The sequence below is a fragment of the Nocardia sp. NPDC060255 genome, assembly GCF_042727395.1.
GTDB lineage: Bacteria > Actinomycetota > Actinomycetes > Mycobacteriales > Mycobacteriaceae > Nocardia.
The window spans coordinates 291,284-307,755 of sequence record NZ_JBHXAU010000004.1 but is presented as its reverse complement, the minus strand read 5'-3'; the positions used below and the strand labels follow the sequence as shown (position 1 = coordinate 307,755).

Here is a 16,472-nt window from a genome sequence, read left to right as displayed (position 1 = left end):
ACCGCTTAGTTTGCGCAGCCTGTTCCGGCCCTATCCACTGGAACGATGCCCACCGAGAATACGACAATAGCCAGACGGAGGAGTTTCATTCCGCGGCTGCGCCGTCGCAACCTCGATGGCTACGAGATGGTCGTCTCCGCGCCGGAAAAACCGACGGACGACGAAAACCAGAGCGCCGACCGCAATGTCGTCATCGTGGCCTTGTTCGCCGCGCTCGGCGGCATGCTGTACGGCTACGACACCGGGATCATCTCCGGCGCGCTGCCCAAGATGTCGGCGCAGTGGGGCATCGACCACTCCCGCCAGGAGATCCTGACCGCCGCGATCCTCGCCGGTGCGGTGATCGGCGCGCTCATCGGCGGTTCGCTGTCGAAGACGTTGGGGCGCCGCAAGACCATCTTCATCATCGCCTGCGTCTTCGCCGTCGGTGTCATAGCGTGCGCGCTCGCCGTCGACGCCTGGATGATGACGGCCTGCCGGCTCTTCCTCGGCCTCGCCGTCGGTGCCTGCTCACAGATCGTGCCGACTTACATCGCCGAACTCGCACCGCCCCATCGCCGCGGCGCGATGGTCACCTTCTTCAACATCGCGATCGGCGTCGGCATCTTCCTCGCCAACCTGGTCAGCGTGTTCGCGGCCACCGACAACACCTTCCAGGCCAGCGACAGCTGGCGTTGGATGATCGGCATCGCGGTGATCCCGGCGCTCGTGCTGGCCGCCGCGATGCTGCAGCTGCCCGAAACACCGCGCTGGCTCATCGACAACGGCACGGTCGGCAAGGCCAGGGTCGTGTTGCGCTGGATGCGCCCGAACCGCACGGCCGCCGTCGACGAAACACTGAAGATCTGGGCCATCTCACAACAGGAACAGAAGGAATCCCGCGGCGGCTGGACCAACCTGACCCAACGCTGGGCCCGCCCCGCACTCGTCGCCGGCCTCGGCATCGCCGCCTTCACCCAGCTCTCCGGCCTGGAGATGATGATCTACTACTCGCACACCATCCTCGGTAGCGCAGCAGGTTTCAGTACCGGCCTGGTCGTCTGGTCCGGCCTCGGCATCGCCGCCGTCTACCTCATCTTCACCGCAGTAGGCGAACGCCTCGTCGACAAGGTCGGCCGCCGCCGCCTGATGCTCATACTCATCCCCGGCGCGACCTTTTTCTTGTTCGGCTTCGGCCTGCTCTTCATCCTCACCGCCCACCCCAACCGCTTCCTCACCCTCACGCTGATGCTCGCCTACATGGCCTGCAACGCCGCCGGCCTCCAAGCAGTCGGCTGGCTACTAGGCTCCGAGCTCTACCCCCTCAGCATCCGTGACCGCGCCACCAGCCTCCACGCAGTAGCCCTCTGGGGCTCCAACCTCGTCCTCACCCTCACCGCCCTGACCACCATCGACGCACTAGGCCTAGGCCCAGCCTTCGTCATGTACGCCGCCTTCAACCTGCTGTCCCTGGTCTTCGTATACTTCTGCGTCCCCGAAACAAAGGGCCATTCCCTAGAAGACATCGAACAATCCCTCCGCAACGGAACTTTCATGCCCCTACGCGGCAACATCAGCAGCCAAGTCGACCTTTCCTCGTCCGAAAAAGCAGGCGATCCATAACCCCGCAGCCACCTAGAGTTGCGACATGACGACCGATCCCCGCGCGCTACCGAAGGCCGAGTTCGCATTCCCCGGCCCGATCCGCGATCAACTCGTCGCCGCGATCCTCGACGGTTCGAAAACCTCCACCACCGGCATCCTCGCCGACTACGAGCACTCCGGCGACCCGTTACCAGAGGTCGGTTCCCTTGCGGCAGTAGTCGATTCAAACGACCGCCGGGTCGCAGTAATCGAAGTGACCGACGTTCGCCTCACCCGCCTCGCCGAAGTGGACCTCCCCCACGCCATCGACGAAGGCGAAGGTTTCACCACCCTCACCGACTGGCGAACAGTCCACGAAACCTACTGGCACAGCCCAGAAATGCGCCAATCCCTCAACAACGAAACCTTCACCGTCAACGATGAAACAATCGTAATCCTCCAACGCTTCCGCCTCATCACCGATTTACGCTGACCACCCACCCCCGGCTCGTCCCACTCGTTAAGGACGGCGCTTGGCTTCCCACCGCGGTCCAGCGCTACCGTCGACCTTGTGAGCCGCACCCAGTGGACGATCCACGGTGAGACCGTCGTGGACGAGAACCGACACATGAAGCTCTCGACCGTCGACATCGAGTTGCCCAACGGCGTGAAGTTCACCCAGTACGTCGCGCGACTGCCTCGATGCGCAATGACGTTGGTACTCAACGACAAACGTGAAGCCCTGCTGATGTACCGGCACCGATTCATCATCGACCGGAATACTTGGCGGCAGAAGATCCAATTCGCCCTATTCTTGTCGCCATGGTCTAATTACTCGGGAGGCGCGGAGAATCCGAGTACATACACATCGGAACCGGCTGCGGATCAATCGGCCACTACACGGCTAATGCCAGGTCGGCAGCGACTCGTGACCACGATGAGCGACGGCCCGCGCAGGCCTCCGGGGGACGGACAAGCCAGGTCGATGAGCTGCGTCGATGACCTGTGATCACCCGGAACGCCGACAGATTACGTATAACACCTGGTCGAACATGATCTGCACGTGACCGGTCCGTGATCGGCCGTGATATGCCAGTTAACGGCACCTGAACTCGCTTTTAGAATGCGCCGCAGGGCTCGTGTATTGCGTCGGCAGGTTCTACGTTGGGTCTGGGATCGACAATCTGTCGAGACCGACGAGATAGACCGAATAAGGCTGCTCGCCTCGAGCTTCCCGTCTGTCGACAGCGCGCGCGAACAATGAATCAGCGCTGCGAATTCGACGATGCTGCCAAGAGGAGTTTGTCATGGCGCTCTACTTCACCGAGTGGTCGATCACCAGTGATACCAGTCCGGAACATGCCTCCCGTGTTGCCGACCGCGGCCGGGCGGTGTGGCAGTTGAGCTGGCTGCCCGATCGGGCCCTCACTCTCGAACAGGCCAGGGCCGGAATGGAACTCGACGAACTCCTGAGCGATCCGGAGAACGTGCACGACTATATGGCCATGGCGCGGGCGGACACCTGCGCGGGCATCATCGGGATGCTGCGGGCCCACGTGGTGATCCTGTTGGCGCGGCGGATGGCGGCTCGCCTTCCGGTCGCCGTCAGCGCGAACTGAATTCGGGGTCAGCGCGGAACATTCACGGGCACTTGACGATCGCTCAGGCCTCATCCAGCCAGGCGAGGATTCGATCGGTCCCGGACCCGAGTGCGGGCGGCGCGCTGACATAGCGAACAGGGTTCCGTGACAACGTGATCGGGTTCGCGACCAGCGGTGGCAGACCGGTCTCCGACGGGATGCGGGGCTCCAACCCGAGCCGGTCGGCCAATGCGAACGCGCCGGCCATGTCGTTGACAGGCCCGCAGGGAACGCCGAGCGGAGTGAGCAGCGCTTCCCACTCGGCCGCGGGCTTCGTCGTCAAGATGGCACTGAGTTCCGCTGCCAGCACCTCGACATGCGCGACCCACGCGGTGTTGCCGGTGAATCGCGGATCGCCGACCAGATGCTCGGCGCCGATGGCGCGGCACAGCGTGCCGAACTGCCCATCACTGCCCACCGCCACCGCCAGCGGCCGGTCCGCGGTGGGAAACACCTCATACGGCGCGATCGACGGATGCCGGTTGCCGAGCGCGGTCGGCACCACACCGGCCAGCGCATAAGCCGTGCTCTGGTTCACCATGCCCGCCAGCAGGCTCGACAGCAGATTCACCTCGACCAGCTGCCCTTCGCCGGTCGCCGCCCGATGCCGTAGCGCCGCAAGCACTCCCACGGCCGCATGCAGTCCCGCGAGCACATCGACCACGGCGACGCCGGTCTTCGTGGGCTCCCCGTCCCCCGTGATGCTCATCAACCCACCCGCAGCCTGAATCAGCAGATCGTAACCCGGCAATTCAGCACCCTTACCCGCGCCGAACGCAGACAGCGAGCAGTAGATCACCCCCGGATTGAGCCCCTGAACCTGCTCGTAGGACAACCCGAACTTCGCCATCGTCCCAGGCCGGAAATTCTCCACCACAATGTCGGCCCGCCGCACCAACTCCCGCGCGTACCGCTGCCCCTCCGCGCTCCGCAAATCCAGCGCCACCGACGTCTTGTTCCGGTTCACCGACTGAAAATAGGTAGCCTGCCCGTCCACGAACGGCGGCCCCCACCCTCGAGTGTCGTCCCCGGCACCCGCCCGCTCCACCTTGATGACCTCGGCCCCCAAATCGGCCAGCAACATGGTCAAATACGGCGCAGCAAGAATCCGCCCGAAGTCCGCGACCACGATCCCGGACAGGGCACCTACCGTTCGCTTCTCGTCGGTCATACCCGACACTCCACCACGGGCAGACTCGGACCGGATCGGCAACTACCTCCACCGGACCCGAACACCCGGTTCGAGCAGGCGAGGCAGCACGCGAACGCGGCCGCTCGACCTACCCGTGCAACCGGACTGGCAGCGCGACAAGACCTCTAATGAGGAGGCTGGGCTGCCACTGCACGGGCTCGGCCTGCGGGGCCAATGCCAGGTTCGGGAATCGTCGCAGGAGTGCGGTGAACGCTATCTCCGCTTCGACCCGGGCCAGCGGGGCGCCGACGCAGAAGTGGATGCCGTGGCCGAAGGCCAGGTGGCCTCCCGTGTCGCCGGTGAGGTCGAGGGTGTCGGGGTCGTGGTAGCGGGCCGGGTCACGGTTCGCGGCAGCGAGGGCGACGTAAACGAACTCGTCGGCAGGGATTTCGGTGCCGCCCACCTGAACGGGCTCCGTGGTGTAGCGGATGGTGGCCCAGTCGACCGGGCTACCGAAGCGGAGGAATTCCTCTACCGCGGCGGGCACGCCGACCGGATCATCGCGCAGCGCACGGAACTGAGATTCGTTGCGCAGCAACGCATACGAGCCATTCGCGATGAGGTTCACGGTGGTTTCGTGGCCTGCGATCAGCAGCAGGAACGCCATGCCGAGCAGTTCCTCCTCGGAGAGCTGGTCACCGTCTTCGCGCGCTTGCGTGAGACCGGAGAGCAGATCATCGCCGGGATCGGTCCGCTTCGTCTGCACCAATTCCGCCAGATACTGCGACATCTCGGCCGAGCAGCGCGCCCGCTCCTCCACCCCGCTCGTCCCGCCGCCCACCCCGACCAGCACCTTCGTCCACCGCTGGAAGTCCTCCCGATCCTCGAACGGCACGCCGAGCAGCTCACAGATCACGGTGACCGGCAGCGGCGTCGCGAAGGCCGCCACCAGGTCCACCTCCTCCTGCTCGGCCATCTGATCGAGCAACCCGGCGGTGATCTCTTCGATGCGCGGCCGCAGCGCCGCCACTCGGCGGGTGGTGAAGGCCTTGTTGACCATCTTGCGCAGCCGGCTGTGTGCGGGCGGGTCGCTGTTGAGCATGTGGTCGGTGAGTGTCAGCCACTCCGGATCCTGTTCTACTGTCGGGTCTTTCCGACGAATCACCTCGATCATCCCGGGGATGTTCTTGTGCAGGCGCGGATCGGCGAGCGCCGCCCGCGCCTCGGCGTACCCGATGACGACCCACACCGGTGCGCTGTGCGAGAACTGAACCTGCAACACCGGACCCCGCTCACGCCACCGCCGGTAGTACACCTGCGGGTCCTCGAAGAAGTCCGCGCCCACCGTCTCGATCAGGTCCTGCGCCTCGATGTCGGCCATACTGCCCTCCCTGCTCAACGCGACCGGGATCGATCGCGCCCACCCGTGGGCCGCCACACGGCAGGCCTCACCTCAACCACCGTACCGAAATGACCGCCCGATTCTGCTGGTCGCCAACGGATCAACCGATCCGTCGGCGCAGCATCGTCGCGATCAACACGGCATCGGGCGAGGAGAGCGGCGGCGGCGCGACTCCGGCAGACCACCGCGGGCAAACCCATCGAGCGAGCGCCATCTCGACCTGAACCCCATTGCAGCACCGTACTTTTCGCATACATCTGATGAACATCAAGCTCTGATCCATCATCGTTGGATCATCGACGCCCTACCCGCCGCCACCGAAAGTCCGGCTGGCCCGCCCATTCCGGCAATCGGGCATCATCGGAACATCATCGCGGCTTTCCGCCGCCGTCGCGGCGCGTCGCCGGACCCATAACATCTGCCCCGGAGTTCGACCGAGGCGAGGAGATCCGGTGAGTGCTGCCGGTGAGGCATTCCGATCCGATGTGACAGACGGGATGTGGCAGTCCTTTGCTGGGCAGGTGAGTCGTCAGCCGGGAGCGGCGGCACTCATCGACGGCGCCGGGAGTGTGACGTATGCCGAGCTCGCCGAGCTGATCGAGGACTTCGCGGAGCGCTTGCGCGCCAACGGAGTTCGGGTCGGCGACCTGGTGGGCGTCCAGCTACCGCGCGGCCGTGCGGCGATCGTCGCGATCCTGGCCGTGCTGCGGTCGGGGGCGGCGTATGTGCCGCTCGATCCGGCGTATCCGGCGGCTCGACTGGACGCGATGATCGACGACGCCCGGCCCGCGGCGCTGGTCACCGAGGACGGTGTCGTCGCGTTGGGCGACGGTGTGCCGCAGCCCGACGCCGCCTATCTGATCTTCACGTCGGGAACCTCCGGGCGGCCGAAAGGCGTGCTGGTTTCCCGGCGGGCGCTCGCGGCATTCTGTGCGGCCGCGATCGATCGGTATGGGCTCGGCGTCGATGACCGGGTGTTGCAGTTCGCGTCGTTGAGTTTCGACGCCAGCGTCGAGGAGCTCTTTCCCGCGCTGAGTTGTGGTGCGGCAGTGGTGCTTCGGGACGAAGACATGATCAGCCGGCCCGATCTGTTCCTGGACCGCTGCGCGGCCTTGGCGGTGTCGGTGCTGGACCTGCCGACGGCCTACTGGCATGAGCTGGTCACGGCGCTCGATCGAGGTGAGGCCGCGCTGCCCGCGACGGTCCGGCTGACCATCATCGGCGGCGAGGCCGCGCGGCCCGACGCGGTGCGCCGCTGGCAGGCCGCGGTCGGCGGCGCGACCCGACTGCTGAACACTTACGGGCCAACGGAAACCACGGTTGTCGCGACCGTCGCGGACCTCACCCGGTGGGCGGGCGAGGTGGTGCCGATCGGCACACCCCTATCCGGGGTGACCTGCCGCGTCGTCGACGCCGATGGCGATCCGGCGCCGATCGGTGAACTGCTGATCGGCGGGTCCACCCTCGCCGAGGGCTATCTGAACCGGCCCGAGCTCACCGCCGAGCGATTCCGGCCGGGACCTGACGGCATGGAGTACCGCACCGGCGACCGCGTTCGCTGGCGCGACGGGCAGCTCGAATTCCTCGGCAGGCTCGACGATCAGGTGAAGATCCGCGGCTTCCGGGTCGAGCCGGGTGATATCGAAGCGGCGCTGCGGGCGCTCCCGGCGATCGACGATGCCGTGGTGCTGGTGGATCAGCGAGCCGAGCGCCCGGTGTTGATCGGTCATGTCGTGACCGAATCCGACACTGACCTGGCCGCAGTACGAGCGGCGCTGCGGGACACGTTGCCCGCCTACCTCGTGCCCGCCGATCTCGTTCGGCACGTGCGGTTTCCGCTCACGCCGCAGGGCAAGATCGATCGTGCGGCGCTGATATCTGTCACGGAACCCACTCAGGCCCAAAGCGTTTCGTGGTCAGGCAGCGCGGACGAGGCGAAGATCGCCGCGCTGTGGGAGTCGCTGCTCGGTGTGCCCGTCAGCGGGCCGGACGATGACTTCTTCACGCTCGGTGGTGATTCGCTCAGCGCGGTACGCCTCAGCGCCGTCCTCCGCCATGAGCACGGCGTCGATTTCACACTGCGCGAGCTGTACTCGGCATCTACTGTCGCTGCAGTCGCGGCTCGGCTCGGTCGGCACGTACCCGCCGAGCCCCGGTGGATCACGGGCTTGCCGGAGAATGTGCCGCTGCCGCTGAGTCCATTGCAGCGCGATTTCTGGGTCGCCGAGCAGGTGTGCGCCGGGTTGCCCGCGCACGCGCTCGGCATCCGGTATCGGTGGCATGGTCGCGTCGATGCGGACGCGCTGGCCCATGGTCTCGTCGAGCTCGCTCGCCGTCATCCATTGCTCAGGTCTCGCTTCGTGGACGACGGCGCGGAACCGAGCATGGTGATCGATCCGGACGCGACGATCCCGCTGATCGAATCCGCGCCGGAGACCGACGGCATCGATCTGCGACGCGGTCCGATCGCGCGAGCATTCCTGGTTCGCGGTGACGATTCGGACGAGGTCGTCCTCGTCGTCCACCACCTCGCGTTCGACGGGTGGTCGGCGGGCATCGTCGGTGACGAACTCGCACAGCTGTATGAGGCCGCGCGCACCGGCGTCGACAGTGCTCTACCTGCGGCCGCGCCGCTGCCGGACTTGGCCGCCCTAGCCGCCGCGGCGAAGGCCGACGGATCGTTGACCGCGTATTGGCGCGACCGTTTCGAGGGCGCGGATCTCGACGTGGAACTGCCCGCCGACCGCCCGCGTCCGGTGGCCCGATCCTTCGCTGCGGCACGCGTTTCCACCCGCATCGACCCGGAGTTGCTCGATCGGCTGCGCACCTACGCGCAGAGCCGACGCGCCAGCTTGTTCATGGCGTTGCTGGCAAGTTTGCAGGCGGTGCTGTCCCGCTACACCGGCAGAACCGACCTCACCGTGCTGGCACCGGTCGCCTGCCGGACCGCAAGCGGCCTGGAATCGTTAGTCGGCCCGCTACTCAACATCCTGCCGATGCGCGGTGACATCTCCGGCGAGCCGTCGTTCGCCGAACTGCTCGACCGGGTCCGCGACGCGGTGCTGCTCGACCTGGATCATCAGGACCTGGCCTTACCGGACTTGATCGAGGCTCTCGTTAGGCCGGGCAGCGGGAACCGGAACCGGGTCAGTCCGGTCATGCTGACGGTGCACAACACGCCGCAGCCCGGCGACCGCACCGTTCGGTACGCGGGTGAGATCGCCCCTGCCGCAACGATGGTCGACCTGGCCGTCGGTCTCGATTTCCCCGCCGACGGTGCCGTGCTGAGCATCGATTACGCGACCGAACTGTTCGACGCAGCACGGATCGAGGCCCTGCTCGGCCACCTGCTCACCGTGCTGGCCGCGGCCGTCGCCGAGCCGGGCACGCCGGTGGCCCGGCTGCCCATCCTCACCGATGCCGAACACCGTCGGATCGTGCGCGAATGGAACGACAGCGCACTCCCCCGGCTCGACGCGACGGCACTGCATCAACTGTTCGAGCGTTGTGCCGCAACAACTCCGGACGCTCCGGCATTGACCTTCCGTGGCGACACGATCAGCTATGCCGAGCTGAACCAGCGGGCCAACCGGCTCGCCCGGCGGCTGTGTGCCGAGAGTGTCGCGCCGCGCGAGCGGGTGGCGATCTGCCTCGATCGCGGTTTCGACCTGTTCGTCGCGATGTGGGCGGTGCTCAAAGCCGGTGCGGCGTATGTGCCGCTCGATCCGGCGTATCCGCGGGAGCGCCTCGACTACATGCTCGCCGACTGCGGCGCGACACTCGTCGTCGACGCCGAGTATCTGGTCGGCGAAACCCCGGACGACAGTAGCGATTTGCCGTTGCGCAACACCGCAGACGACCCCGCGTATTTGATCTACACCTCCGGATCCACCGGCAAACCCAAGGGCGTCGTGGTGAATCACGGCAACCTGGTGCACGCGGTCGGGATGTGGCGGCACGCCTACGAACTGCGCCCCGAATGGACGTATCAGCAGGCGGCCAGCTTCTCGTTCGACATGTTCGTCGGCGAGACGCTGCGCGCGCTGACGACCGGCGGCCGGTTGGTGATCGTGCCGCGGGAGACGCTGCTCGATCCCGCCGACCTGTACGCGCTGATGCGGGACGAAGTGGTGCAATGCACCGAACTCGTGCCCGCTGTGTTGCGCACGCTGCTCACCCATGTCGAGCAGATCGGCGAGCGGCTGGATTTCGTCCGCCTGCTGATCGGCGGCGGTGAGGAGTGGCGGGTTCGGGAATACGAGTTGGCTCGGCGGCTGGTCGGGCCGGACAACTCGGTGGTGAACGCGTACGGCATCACCGAGGTCAGCGTCGACAACGTGTGGTTCGCGGGCGCGGTGGATCACCTGCCCGGCAATGCGCCGTTGCCGATCGGCCGGCCGTTTCCGAACAACCAGGTCTACGTGCTGGACGCGTATCGCGAGCCGGTGCCCGCGGGCATCGTGGGCGAGCTGTACCTCGGCGGGGCGGGTGTCACGCCGGGATACCACGACCGGCCCGAGCTCACCGGCGAGCGGTTCGTGCTCGATCCGTTCGCGGCCGAACCGGGCGCGCGGATGTATCGCACGGGTGATGCCGCGCGCTGGCGGCTCGACGGGCAGGTCGACTTCCTCGGCCGGCTCGACGGGCAGGTGAAGGTCAACGGATACCGGGTCGAGATCGGCGAGATCGAGGCCGCGCTCGGCGCGTTGCCGGACGTGGTCGGCTGTGCGGTCACCATGCACACGCCGCAATCCGGGCTGGCCCGGTTGATCGGGTATGTCGTCACCCGCGACGGCACCGACGCCGATGAGGCCGCGATTCGCGAGGCGCTCGCGACCGAGTTACCGACGCACATGGTGCCCGCACGGGTTCTCACGCTCGCCGCGCTGCCGCTGACGCCGAACGCGAAACTAGATCGTCCCCGACTACCCGCACCGCCTGACGACCTCGGATCGGTGACCGGGCCAGCACCGCGCACCGCGACCGAGCTGCGGATCGCGGCGGTGTGGGGCGAGGTGCTCGGCGTTGCCGAATTCGGTATCGACGACACGTTTTTCGCGCTCGGCGGTGACTCGTTCGCCGCATTGAAGGTGATTCGACGTCTCGAGCCCGCGCCCGCACTGATCGAGCTCTATCAATATCCGACGGTCCGGCGGCTGGCCGCGCTACTCGACGGCCGCTCCCCCGGCTTGCCCGCCGAACGACGAATGTTGCACCGGCTCACCGATATCGACGCCACCACCGACGGCATCACGGTGGTCGCGGTGCCCTACTCCGGTGGCAGCGCCGTCGCCTATCAGCCACTCGCCGAAGCACTGCCCGCGCACTGGGCGCTGTACGCGGCGGAACTGCCCGGCCACGATCGCGCCCGGCCGGACGAGGAGTTGTTGCCCGGCACGGTGGTCGCCGGACTGATCCTGGCCGAGCTGCCCGCGATCGCCGGACCGATTCTGCTGTACGGCCACTGCCTCGGTGTCGCGCTGACCGTCGAGCTGGCGCGGCAGGCCGAGGCCGCGGGCATCGAGTTGGCCGGTGTCGCGCTCGGCGCCGGGTTCCCCACCGCACGGCTGCCCGGCCGGTTCTTCGACTGGTTCTACCGCCTGGTGCCGACCGACCGGCTCACCTCCGATCGCGAGTACCTGACCTATCTGCGTGGCCGCGGCGGGTTCGTCGACATCGAGGACGCGGAACAGCAGTCTTTCGTGCTGCGCAATGTCCGCCATGACGCCCGCGACGCCGAGGAGTACTTCACCGCCGCGTACACCGACCCCCAGACGCCACTACATGCACCGGTGCTGGCCGTCGTCGGCGCCAAGGACCGGGTCACCGAGCACTACACCGAACGCCATCACGAATGGCAGCACTTCACCGAAGGCCCGCTCGACCTCGCCGTGCTACCGCGAGCCGGGCACTTCTTCGTGAAGAGCCACGCCGAGCCATTGGCTCGAGCGCTCGTCGACTTCGCCGAGCGTGAAGCCGAACCCGTTGCACCCGTGCCGATTCCGGCCGCCGGTCCACCGCCCAGCCTGTCCAAGTTCGCTCTCGTCGCGCTCGGCCAGTTCATCTCCATGGTCGGCAGCGGGCTCAGTGCCCTGGTGCTCAGCATCTGGGTGTTCCAGCAGACCGGGTCGATCACCGACTTCGCCGTCGTCAACGCGATCGGACTGCTGCCCGGCATCCTGGTCAGCCCGATCGCGGGTGCCGCCGCCGACCGGTGGGACCGCCGCCGGGTGATGCTGATCAGTGACGGCGCGGCCGCAGTGTCGATGAGTGTCCTTGCGGCGCTGGTGTTTACCGGCGGTCTGCAACTGTGGCAGATATTTCTGGCCGTCACGGTCACCTCGATCGCCGGGGCATTCCAGCGGCCCGCGTACCTGGCCGCCGTCGCCCAACTCGTGCCCAAGCGCTATCTCGGGCACGCGAACGGCATCAGCCAGCTCGGTGTCGGCGTGGGACTGGTGTTCGCGCCGATGCTCGGAGCGGGACTGATCGGACTGATCGGGATCGCGGGCGTAATCCTGCTCGACATGCTGACTTTCACCGTCGGCGTGCTGACCCTGCTGCTGGTCCGATTCCCGAATCTGCTGTTCCACCGCCGGGAGGAGACGTTCCGCAGCGAGATCGTCAACGGCTGGCGCTACATCACCCGGCGTCCCGGAATGCGCGCCGCGCTGCGCTTTTTCGTGATCGACCACGCGTTCTACACCCTCGGCTTCGCCGTGATCACGCCGATGCTGCTGCTCGAGCAGTCACCGGCGGTGCTCGGAATCGCGCTGGGTGCAGGCGGATTCGGCGGCCTGGCAGGCAGTTTGGTGATGGGCCTGTGGGGCGGCACCGTGCGGCGGACCAACGGGTTGATCATCTTCATGGGCATCGGCAGCCTCGGCATGACCGTCGTCGGTTCGGGGAGCTCCCCCGTCTTCGTCATCGCCGGCATGTTCCTGCTGACCTTCGGCGAATCGCTGGCCGAGGGACACTGGATCGCCGTGGTGCAGACCAAGGTCGGCTTCGAACTGCAGGGCCGGGTGCTGTCCATCTTCATCACCGTGATGATGCTGACCATGCCGCTGGGCTATCTGCTGGTCGGCCCGATCGCGCAACGCTACGTGCGACCGCTGCTCGAACCCGGCGGCCCGCTCGCCGACACCGTCGGCCACCTCATCGGGGTCGGTCCCGGCCGCGGGCTGGCGCTGCTCGTCGTGCTCAGCGGCCTGCTGCAACTCGCCTGGGCGGTGCGCGGCTGGCTCGACACCCGGCTGCGCCTGCTCGAAGACCACCTGCCCGACGCCTTGCCGCCCGCCGAGATCGACTCCCGGGACGACCTGCAACGCCTTGCCGACGCTCAACTTCTCCGCTGAAAGGCCGACCGTGCCCGCCTCACCCCTGACCACCGCGCCGACCGACGCGTATGCCACGCCGCTCATCGATGCCGGTGCGCTCGTGCCAGGAACCCGGATCCTGATCAAGGACGAAACCCGTTACGCCTCAGGCAGTCACAAGGAACCTGCCGCCCGCGCGGTGGTCGCCCGCGCGCTGGCCGAGGGCTACCGGCGGGTCGTCATCGCGACGTGCGGCAACTACGGCCGGGCCATGGCCATGGCGTGTGCCGCGGCCGACCTCGCCTGCACCGTCGTGCTGCCCACCGGGTGGAGCGACGGCGGCGCGTTCATGCGGGAAGCGGGCGCCGACGTGCACCTGGTCCCCGGCACCTATGAGGACGCCGTCGACGAATCCCGGCTGCTCGCAAAGGAGGCGGGCTCGATCGACGGCAACGTCGACGGCCCGTACGTGGACGCGGTGTTCGAAGGTCACGGCGTCGTTGTGCACGCACTGCGCGCTTCCCTCACCGAACCGCCTGCCGCACTGTGGATTCCGGTCGGCAACGGCACCACCATCATCGCGGTGCACCGGCAGCTGCGCGCCATCGGCTGGTCGGTGCCGATCAACGGCGTGGGTTCGGCCGCCAACAATCCGGTGGTGACCAGCTGGCCGGGTGAATATCAGATGCTGCCCGCGGACGGCGTCGTCACCACCGATCACAATCAGCCACTGGTCAATTGGCATGCGCTGCAAGGCCCCGAGGCGATGGCCGCGGTCGCCGAGACCGGCGGCGCGATCTTCGGTGCCGACGACACCGAACTGCTGGCCGCTCGGGATCTGCTGGCCGAGCACGGCGCCCAGCCCACGCCCTCCGGAGCGGTCGCGCTCGCCGGACTGCTCGGTCATGCCCGAAATACCACCCTGACCGGAACCCACGTCGTCCTGCTCAGCGGCCGCTGACCCGAGCCGAGAAGATTCTCATGAACCACCCGCCAGGCCTGTTGTTCGCCCGTGCCCGGACCAGCGCCGCCGACGAGCGCGTCTTTCTCGCCAAACTCGCCTTGCTCGCGGTGCTCACCGCGCTCGGCGTCGTGCTCGCGCTGCGGCCGGAGCCGGTCGCGCTGATCGTCGGGGTGCTGCTGTTGGCGGCCATGTACACCCATGCCGTCGAGTTGCAGCATCAAGCGTTGCACCACTCCGCTTTTCGGTCCGCGGGGCCGCACCGGTTGGTCGGAGTGCCGCTGGGCATGCCGCTGTTCGTCGTCTACACCAACTACCGGGTGCGTCACTTGCAGCACCACCGTTATCTCGGAACACCGAGCGACACCGAGTTCTTCGGATTCGACACCCGTAAGCCGCTGACCGTCGGCCTGCTGCTGCGCGGCATGTTCGATTACGCGCGGCTCATGGTCGTCGTCCGGGACGTGCTGCGCGCGGCGACCGGACGCTGGCAGTACGAACACGGTGATATCAGCGCCACGATGCGCCGCCGGGCCATCACCGAACACCTGCTCCTCGGCGCACTATTGCTCGGTGCCGTAATCCTCGCTGTGGCCGGACAGTACGAACTCGTTCTCCGACTCTGGTTGCTGCCCTTGCTGTTCGCGGTCCCGATGCACTTCCTGGTCGAACTACCCGAGCACATTCTCTGTGACCCCGACACCACCGACGTCCTGCGCAACACCCGTTCCATCCGTGGCAGCCGCCTCAGCACCTGGTTCACCAACGGCAACAACCTGCACATCGAACACCACGCCGCGATGTCGGTGCCGCTCAACCAATTACCCGCGCGCCACGACGAGGTCCGGCAACGCGCGCTTCACGTCGAACGCACTTACCTCGACTTCTACCGCACGCTGTGGCAGGCGATCCGGTCCGCCCGAGTGCCGGTCGATCCCGGGGCTTACGAGCCGCCCTTGGCCCCCGCCGAGCCGGGCCGGTTGATCCGCACGGTGACCGAGGCTGACCCGTTGCCCTCCACCGTGACCACCCGGGCACCGGGAGCCGAGGTGACGGTGCCGCCGTCGACGCGGACCTCGTAGCCGTTCGGGTAGTGCAGATCGGAGACGTAGATTTCGGTCGGCGCGGAGAGGGCTTTCGGGGTGTAGGTGTACGCGAAATCGCCGGTGGTGGAATCGAAGACGAGTCGACCCGGGGTGCCTGCGGTGGCTCGAGGATAGGTGCGCACCAGGTCGCGGCCGATGTCGCCGAGGAACGGGTCGGGCTTGGGCCCGCCCGGACCGAAGCTGGACGCGTAGTGCCAGTACTGCCAGCCGATGAATCGCTCGTCGGCGCGGGTGAGGGTGTTGCGCAGCACGGTGGCGTCGCCGTCGCCGAATTCCGTTACCAGCGTCGGGATTCCGGTTCGCTTGGTGAAGGCGTCGATGTTGCCCCAGGTCTTGTCCTGCTGCACCGGGCACAGCCCGCGCAGTTGTTCGGGCAGACCGAGGTAGATCGCCAGTTGGCTGGGGATGCAGTAGTCGTGTGGGGCGAAGACGATATCGGGTGAGGTGATCGGCGGGTTCTTGCCAAGGTTCGACGGCATGGTCTCGTTCCAGGTCACATTCGGTTCCCAGAAGACCGGGATGCCGGTGTTGCGGACGCGCACCGCGTCGGTCAGTTTCTGCATGGCCGCTTGATATTTGGTGTCGAAGCCGGGGCACCCGTTCGGGAAGCAGGTGTGGAACGCCGATCCGGGCCATGGCTCGTTCATCAACTCGATGCCGAGCACCCCGGCGCGTCCGTTCGCCTTGGCTGCCAGGGCTGCCAGGGCGGTGCCGAGATAGTCGAGCACCCCGTTGCTGTTGTCCCACACCTCATCCCAGCCCCTGTTCATGCTGGGCATCAGATAGTAGAGCGGGAAACCGGGATTCGGTTCCCAGACCGCCGGTCGCGATCGCAGGGACCATTCCGGAAAGCCGTTGCCGCCCCAGATCTTCGACAACCCGTCCTGATGGTTGTCGAGCAGGGTGTAGATGCCGTGTGCCGCAAGCGTATCGATCACCGTGCCGATGCGGTCGAGGTAGGCGGTGTCGACGACGCCGCGCGTCGGCATCAGCCCGTCGAAACTCACCCCGAGCCGGACGGTGTTGAAGCCGTGTCCGGCAAGGAGAGTCGCGTCCGCATCGGTCAGGGTGAAACCGTCGCCGGGTTCGATGTACGGCGCTTGCTTGTCGACGTTGTTGACGCCGTGCAGCAGGACTTTGCGCCCGAGCGCATCGACGAGATAGTTCCCCTCGGCTTGAATGCGGCTGATCGAAGGAACGGCCGGTGCGGAGAGCGCCGGGCCCGGAAGGGCAACCAGCCCCGCACACCCGATCACGGCTACCGCAGCCCCCACCGCCCAACGTCGCACCCGCACCCCGGCCATCGTCTTTCTCATGACACTGCGCATTGGCATCTCCGCTCGCGTGAC

At 66.9% G+C, this 16,472-nt stretch carries 8 protein-coding genes and 1 pseudogene; 6 read left to right on the top strand and 3 right to left on the bottom strand.

What is annotated here, in order from left to right:
* The first annotated feature begins 45 nt into the window (after positions 1-45).
* The 3 genes from ACFWF1_RS11510 to ACFWF1_RS11500 all read left to right on the top strand — a co-directional run bounded on the left by ACFWF1_RS11510 (position 46) and on the right by ACFWF1_RS11500 (position 3,182).
* Positions 46-1,602 carry a sugar porter family MFS transporter gene (locus ACFWF1_RS11510; protein ID WP_379281703.1) on the top strand — a complete coding sequence of 519 codons (1,557 nt, stop codon included), beginning with the start codon at positions 46-48 and terminating at the stop codon, positions 1,600-1,602.
* A 25-nt stretch (positions 1,603-1,627) separates the two neighbouring features.
* Positions 1,628-2,056, top strand: coding sequence for an ASCH domain-containing protein (locus ACFWF1_RS11505; protein WP_379281702.1), 429 nt, complete (start codon positions 1,628-1,630; stop codon positions 2,054-2,056).
* 814 nt (positions 2,057-2,870) lie between these two features.
* A complete protein-coding gene (locus tag ACFWF1_RS11500) occupies positions 2,871-3,182 on the top strand; it encodes a hypothetical protein (protein ID WP_379281701.1) in 312 nt (103 codons plus the stop codon).
* A gap of 43 nt (positions 3,183-3,225) precedes the next feature.
* On the opposite strand, the gene ACFWF1_RS11495 is transcribed toward ACFWF1_RS11500, so the two are convergent.
* Both ACFWF1_RS11495 and ACFWF1_RS11490 read right to left on the bottom strand, forming a co-directional pair.
* Complete coding sequence (locus ACFWF1_RS11495) at positions 3,226-4,374, bottom strand: CaiB/BaiF CoA transferase family protein (RefSeq protein WP_379281700.1); 1,149 nt, start codon at positions 4,372-4,374, stop codon at positions 3,226-3,228.
* A gap of 109 nt (positions 4,375-4,483) precedes the next feature.
* Positions 4,484-5,716 carry a cytochrome P450 gene (locus tag ACFWF1_RS11490; protein WP_379281699.1) on the bottom strand — a complete coding sequence of 411 codons (1,233 nt, stop codon included), beginning with the start codon at positions 5,714-5,716 and terminating at the stop codon, positions 4,484-4,486.
* Between the two features lie 473 nt (positions 5,717-6,189).
* Between ACFWF1_RS11490 and ACFWF1_RS11485 the strand changes: the two genes are divergently transcribed.
* The 3 genes and pseudogenes from ACFWF1_RS11485 to ACFWF1_RS11475 form a co-directional block, all read left to right on the top strand.
* Positions 6,190-13,095: an amino acid adenylation domain-containing protein gene (locus tag ACFWF1_RS11485; protein ID WP_379281698.1), complete on the top strand. Its 6,906-nt coding sequence runs from the start codon at positions 6,190-6,192 to the stop codon at positions 13,093-13,095.
* A gap of 10 nt (positions 13,096-13,105) precedes the next feature.
* Positions 13,106-14,017 carry a pyridoxal-phosphate dependent enzyme gene (locus tag ACFWF1_RS11480; protein WP_379281697.1) on the top strand — a complete coding sequence of 304 codons (912 nt, stop codon included), beginning with the start codon at positions 13,106-13,108 and terminating at the stop codon, positions 14,015-14,017.
* A gap of 20 nt (positions 14,018-14,037) precedes the next feature.
* Positions 14,038-14,883: pseudogene (locus ACFWF1_RS11475) on the top strand (fatty acid desaturase family protein); the annotation flags it as partial.
* Between the two features lie 77 nt (positions 14,884-14,960).
* On the opposite strand, the gene ACFWF1_RS11470 reads toward ACFWF1_RS11475, so the two are convergent.
* Positions 14,961-16,439 (bottom strand): cellulase family glycosylhydrolase, encoded by a 1,479-nt coding sequence (locus ACFWF1_RS11470; protein WP_379281696.1) that lies wholly within the window; start codon positions 16,437-16,439, stop codon positions 14,961-14,963.
* Between the last annotated feature and the right edge of the window lie 33 nt (positions 16,440-16,472).

Bases quoted from the DNA above. Each gene is read 5' to 3' on its own strand.
- ACFWF1_RS11510 (WP_379281703.1), top strand. From the start codon at position 46: ATGCCCACCGAGAATACGACAATAGCCAGACGGAGGAGTTTCATTCCG.
- ACFWF1_RS11505 (WP_379281702.1), top strand. From the start codon at position 1,628: ATGACGACCGATCCCCGCGCGCTACCGAAGGCCGAGTTCGCATTCCCC.
- ACFWF1_RS11500 (WP_379281701.1), top strand. From the start codon at position 2,871: ATGGCGCTCTACTTCACCGAGTGGTCGATCACCAGTGATACCAGTCCG.
- ACFWF1_RS11495 (WP_379281700.1), bottom strand. From the start codon at position 4,374: ATGACCGACGAGAAGCGAACGGTAGGTGCCCTGTCCGGGATCGTGGTC.
- ACFWF1_RS11490 (WP_379281699.1), bottom strand. From the start codon at position 5,716: ATGGCCGACATCGAGGCGCAGGACCTGATCGAGACGGTGGGCGCGGAC.
- ACFWF1_RS11470 (WP_379281696.1), bottom strand. From the start codon at position 16,439: ATGAGAAAGACGATGGCCGGGGTGCGGGTGCGACGTTGGGCGGTGGGG.